The organism is Treponema sp. R6D11 (assembly GCF_054786075.1).
Genome location: NZ_BDHD01000123.1, coordinates 1 through 5289, shown reverse-complemented (window position 1 = coordinate 5289; position 5289 = coordinate 1). Strand labels below are relative to the sequence as shown.

Sequence of the window (5289 nt, the reverse complement as noted above, 5' to 3'; positions counted from 1 at the left end):
GGCGGGTGGAAGTACCTTCTTATCTATATTGCCGTCATTTTTATAGGGATTAGCCTTTTTAATTATGTGTTTTTTAACAAGTCAAATTCATCCATTGATTTTTCCGAGTTTAAGTCGCGTATTGCTTCCGGCGAAATCAAGCGCGTGGAATTAACCGAAGCCTACTTTACCGGATATACAAATGTTTCCAAGCGCGACAATTCGCTGTCGCGTCTGGCGCGGTCTTCGTATTCGTCCGCTCAGGATAAAGTTTACCGCACTGTGTCCATCTGGGATGAAAACTTCCTCAAATTCTTAGACGAAAATAAAGTCGCGTACGGCGCGGTTCCGCGCGAAGGTAACGCCATACTCGGCTTTATCGTCAGTTGGGTTTTGCCGATTGCGTTTTTCATAATTATTTGGCGCTTTGTTTTTAAGCGCATCGGCAATATAGGCGGCAATGTTCTTTCCGTCGGGCAAAACCGCGCTGTGATTGTCGCGGAAGGGGACATTGTTACCCGCTTTAGCGACGTAGCCGGTGTAGACGAGGCGAAAGAAGAACTTGTCGAGGTAGTCGACTTTTTGAAAAGCCCGCAGAAGTACAAGGACATCGGCGGAAAGATTCCCAAGGGCGTACTGCTTGTAGGGCCGCCCGGAACCGGGAAAACTTTGCTGGCCCGCGCGGTGGCAGGGGAAGCGGGAGTCGTTTTCTTCCGCATGAGCGGGGCGGACTTTGTTGAAATGTTTGTCGGCGTGGGAGCGGCCCGCGTTAGGGATTTGTTCAAACAGGCGAGAACAAAAGCGCCCTGCATTATTTTTATCGATGAATTGGACGCTATCGGCAAGAGCAGGATAAACAGCATTTCGGGCGGCAACGATGAGCGCGAGCAGACGCTAAACCAGCTTTTGGTTGAGATGGACGGCTTTGACGGCACAAGCGGGCTTATCCTTCTTGCGGCCACCAACCGCCCCGACGTGCTAGACCCCGCGCTTCTGCGTCCCGGCCGCTTCGACAGGCAGGTGCTTGTTGACAAGCCCGACGTAAAGGGCAGGGAAGCGATTTTAAAAATTCATTCAAAGAACATTATGGGGATTTCCAATGTCGATCTTGAAGTCGTTGCCAGAATCACGTCAGGCTTTTCGGGAGCAGACCTCGCCAACATCGTAAACGAAGCCGCGCTTTTGGCGGTAAGGGCGGGGCGCAAACTTGTAACGCAGAAAGATTTTGACGAAGCCATCGAAAAGACCGTGGCAGGACTACAGAAGAAAACTAGGGTAATCAAGGAAGAGGAAAGAAAACTTACCGCCTACCACGAGGCCGGCCATGCGATGGTCGCGGCCTTTACCCCCAACGCGGACCCCGTTCAGAAAATTTCGATTATTCCGCGCGGGTTCGCGCTCGGTTACACGTTGCAGCTTCCGCTTGAAGACCGCTATACGATTACGGAATCCGACCTGTTGGGAAGGATAGACATTCTTCTGGGCGGGCGCATCGCCGAAGAAATGATCTCAGGCGAATATTCAACGGGCGCCGCGAGCGATCTTACCAAGGCGACGGACATCGCCCGCAAGATGATTACCGATTACGGAATGAGCGGCCGCTTCCGCAACGTCGCCCTTACTTCGCGCGGCGTGAGCATGACGGGGCAGGAGAGGCAGGAGCCGACGTTTCACCGCGAATACGCCGAAAGTACCCAGCAGTATGTCGATGAGGAAATCGCGCGGATTATCGAAGTTGAATACGACAAGGCGAGGAAGATACTGGAAGACAGGCGCGTTATATTGGACAGCATCGCCGCCGCGCTTCTGGAAAAAGAAACCCTGGACGAAAAAGAATTCAAGCAGTTGCTTGGGGTTACTTCCGCCAGTATATACGCGTAAATAAAATAAACACCGTCCACATTTCAAGCCGCCCCGCGATCATCACGAACGAAAAGAGCCATTTGATATGATCCGCGAAAAAGCCGTAGTCGCGGCCGGGGCCTATCGCCCCAAAGCCCGCCCCAATGTTTCCGGTAATCGAAAGGGCGGCGCTTAGCGAAGTAAAAAGATCGATTCCAGAAGCGGCGGTAATAAGGGTGACAATCATGATTACAAAAAGATACATGAAGATAAAGCCGGACACTCCGTATACCACGTCGTTGCGGCCTACGCGGTTGTTTATCTGTATTCTGAAAACGCCCTGCGGGTAGAGCATGCGCAAGGTTTCATTTTTAACCTGCTTCCAAAGAATGACATGGCGTATTATCTTGATGCCGCCCGCCGTGGAACCTGAACAGCCGCCCGCGAACATCAGTATAAATAAAACCGTTCTCGCCAGGGAGGGCCACTCTTCAAAGTTCGCGGTCGTACTTCCTGCGGTGGAAAGAATCGACGCGCTGTGAAACGACGCGTAGCGGAACGCGCTTGATACGGAGCCGTAAACGGGGAAGAGCGAGAAAGTGATAATTATCGCGGCTACGGCAAAGATGCCGAGATACGCTTTGATCTCAACATTGTTCTTTATCTCGATCAATTTTCCTTGAAGCGCCCTGCAGTAAAGGTTGAAGTTTATCCCCGCAAGCAGAAGGAAGACGGTGGTTACGCCATCGATGAAGGCTGAGTCCCATGCGGCAAGCCCCTTGTTTCTCACGTTCACCCCGCCCGTGGCGAGCGCTGCGAGACTCTGGCAGACGGCGTCGAACCAGTTCATTCCGCCAATAAGATAGAGGACGAAAAGTATCAATGTTAACACGCTGTAAACAAAAAACAAAAGTTTCGCGGTAACGGTAACCTTCGGCGTGAGCTTTTCTTTTTCGGGGCCGGTTTCTTCCGCTTTGATTAACTGAAAGCCGCCTACCCCGAGCAGGGGAAGAAGGGCGACGGAGACGAGGATTATCCCGATGCCGCCGAACCAGTGGGCTATGCTTCGCCAGAGCAGGAGAGAACGGGGCAGGGCTTCGACGTCGCCGATTGTCGTCGCCCCCGTAGTGGCGAAGGTGCAGGCGCTCTCAAAAAATGCGTCGGTAAAGTTCAGGCCGTAATGGTAAAAAGGTACCGCCCCGATAAAGCTCGCGAAGACCCATACCGCAAAAACGATAAGGAATCCGTCTTTCGCGTTTAGGTTCAGTTTCTTTCTGCGTAGGGAAAGGAAGCTTACCGCCGCCAGAATTAATATTACCGCCATTACCGACGCGAAAGAGAAAATCATTTTTTCCTCGCCGTCGGCTACCGCCGTGATTAGCGGGAATATCATTATTAACGGAATAAATCCGAGCAGGGCGAGAAGCAGGCGGAAAAGGACGAATAATTTGTTTTGGCGTTCTTGCAGAATTATCATTTTCGTGAGAATACCCCGCTTAAAATTACTAGCACCGCCCAAAGTTCCAGCCTGCCCGCCATCATCACAAGGCAAAGCCCCCATTTAACATAGGCGGGAAAATCGGCGACACAAAGACCTAGGCCGGTGTTCCCAAGGCAGACGAGCGCGGTCTTAAACGAATCAAACACGTCGATGCCGCTTGAACTTACAAGCAGTGCCGTTAAAAAAAGTACGAGAAAATAAAGGAATAAGAATCCAGCGGCGGGGTAAACCGCTTTTTTATTTCCGCTTTTGCCGTCCAACGGTATGTCGAATATGCCGCGCGGGTAGATAAAGCGCTTCATCTCGTTCCCCGACTGCCTTGAAAGCACGACATGGCGGACGACTTTGATTCCTCCCGCGGCGGAGCCCGAACAGCCGCCTATTAACAGGAGAAAAAATATCACGCCTTGCGCGGCCGACGGCCAAATGTTGTAGTCCGCGTTGTAAAATCCGCAGGTGCTGATTGCCGAAGTAACATGGAAGAAAGCCTGTCGCGCCGCCGTAGTTAGAGACGCGGCTCTGTTAAGAGGCTCTGCTGTCGCAGTAGTCGCACTCTGCGTAAATATCACGGCGGCAACGATTACCGCCGCTATCAAAATAATTCCCGCATATACCCTTGTTTCGGTATTGCGAAAAACATTTTCCGCCTTTCCGCGAAAAGTCCGCCAGACAAGCGTAAGGTTAATCCCCGACATGAACATGAAAAGCACGCAGACCCATTCCGCCGCCGCGTTGCCGTAATGTGCGATGCCGCCGTTCCTGACGCTGAACCCGCCCGTGGACATGGTGCACATCGAATGGGTAAGAGCGTCGAACCAGCCCAGACCGAAAACGGAAAGCAAAAGAAACTGAAGGGCGGTAAGGGCGGCGTAGATTATTGGAAGGATATAGAGAGCCTCTTTCTTTTGGTTCTGAAAACTTCTGGTTACAAATAGCAGAACGCCTAATCCGCCGATCCACTGGGTAAGGGCTCTCCAGAACAAAAGGGCGCGGGGCAGGGCTTCGATGTCTTTCAGTACCGTGGCGCCCGTGGTCGTAAAGCCGGACACGCTTTCAAAAAAAGCGTCCGTAAAGTTGGGGATGTAGTTCGAGAAAAAAAACGGAAGGGCGCCGAGGAGGCAGATGACGAGCAACGCTAAAAAAACAAGCGTAAATTGTTTTCTCATTCATACTCCAACGGACATCCGGCTATTGTTTTGGGCGGCAATATTTCTCTATCTCCGAATGGCTGTCTACGCTGGCGATTACGACGATGCGGTCGCCTTCCTTGAATATGTAGTCGCCTTTCGGGATAAAGGAAATCCCTTCCCGTTTGACAAGGAGCAGAAGGCCGCCGTCCGTAAGTTTGAACGCGGAAATCGGCTTGTCGATGACGGGCGCGTTCCTTCCGATCTCGGCTTCGATTAAGTCGATGTTCTCGTATCCCAACGAATGTACTTCCTTCACGTTACTGCCCATAAGGTGGGAAAGAATCGAGTCCACCACGACGGACATCATCGGGATTACCACGTCGACGCCCAAATGCCGAGCCATCTCCGCGTAGCCGGAGCCGTTCACGATTGCGATTGTCCGCGTGACCCCTTTTGATTTCATGTACACGGCGGTAAAGATGTTCAGTTCTTCGTTGGTCGTGGCAGTGATAAGGCAGTCAAGGCCTTTTAATTCCTCGTCGGTTGAGAAGCTCTCATCGGAAATGTCTTCGCGCAGGACAAGCGCGTCCGGGAAACGGGCGGCGAGTTTATAACATGTTTTTGAATCTTTCTCTATAAAAATCACGCGGTGGTTTCCCGCCTGTTTGTTGTTTATGTTCCGGTTAATCACGCTGTCTTTCTCTAAAAGCCCTTCCGCGATCAGCGCTCCAAGCTTGCCGCCGCCCGCGATGCCGATTTTGTGGATTGGTTTTTGGGTGTCCCCCGCCAACTTGTAAATTGCCGGCAGGTTCTTGTTGTCCGCGAGAACATGGATGC

At 52.0% G+C, this 5289-nt stretch carries 4 protein-coding genes; 1 reads left to right on the top strand and 3 read right to left on the bottom strand.

The features are described 5' to 3' along the window. A partial coding sequence (gene ftsH / locus ACYVTD_RS09515) for an ATP-dependent zinc metalloprotease FtsH (protein ID WP_461247541.1) occupies positions 1-1860 on the top strand: 1860 nt, incomplete at its 5' end. Here ftsH and ACYVTD_RS09510 read toward each other — a convergent pair. From ACYVTD_RS09510 to ACYVTD_RS09500, 3 genes are all read right to left on the bottom strand, one after another. Next, positions 1835-3298 (bottom strand): TrkH family potassium uptake protein, encoded by a 1464-nt coding sequence (locus ACYVTD_RS09510; protein WP_461247540.1) that lies wholly within the window; start codon positions 3296-3298, stop codon positions 1835-1837. The genes ftsH and ACYVTD_RS09510 overlap by 26 nt on opposite strands. Then, positions 3295-4488: a TrkH family potassium uptake protein gene (locus ACYVTD_RS09505; RefSeq protein ID WP_461247539.1), complete on the bottom strand. Its 1194-nt coding sequence runs from the start codon at positions 4486-4488 to the stop codon at positions 3295-3297. The genes ACYVTD_RS09510 and ACYVTD_RS09505 overlap by 4 nt, the downstream gene beginning before the upstream one ends. Before the next feature lie 22 nt (positions 4489-4510). Then, on the bottom strand, positions 4511-5289 hold a 779-nt coding region (locus ACYVTD_RS09500), incomplete at its 5' end, for an NAD-binding protein (RefSeq protein WP_461247538.1).

Bases quoted from the DNA above. Each gene is read 5' to 3' on its own strand.
- ACYVTD_RS09510 (WP_461247540.1), bottom strand. From the start codon at position 3,298: ATGATAATTCTGCAAGAACGCCAAAACAAATTATTCGTCCTTTTCCGC.
- ACYVTD_RS09505 (WP_461247539.1), bottom strand. From the start codon at position 4,488: ATGAGAAAACAATTTACGCTTGTTTTTTTAGCGTTGCTCGTCATCTGC.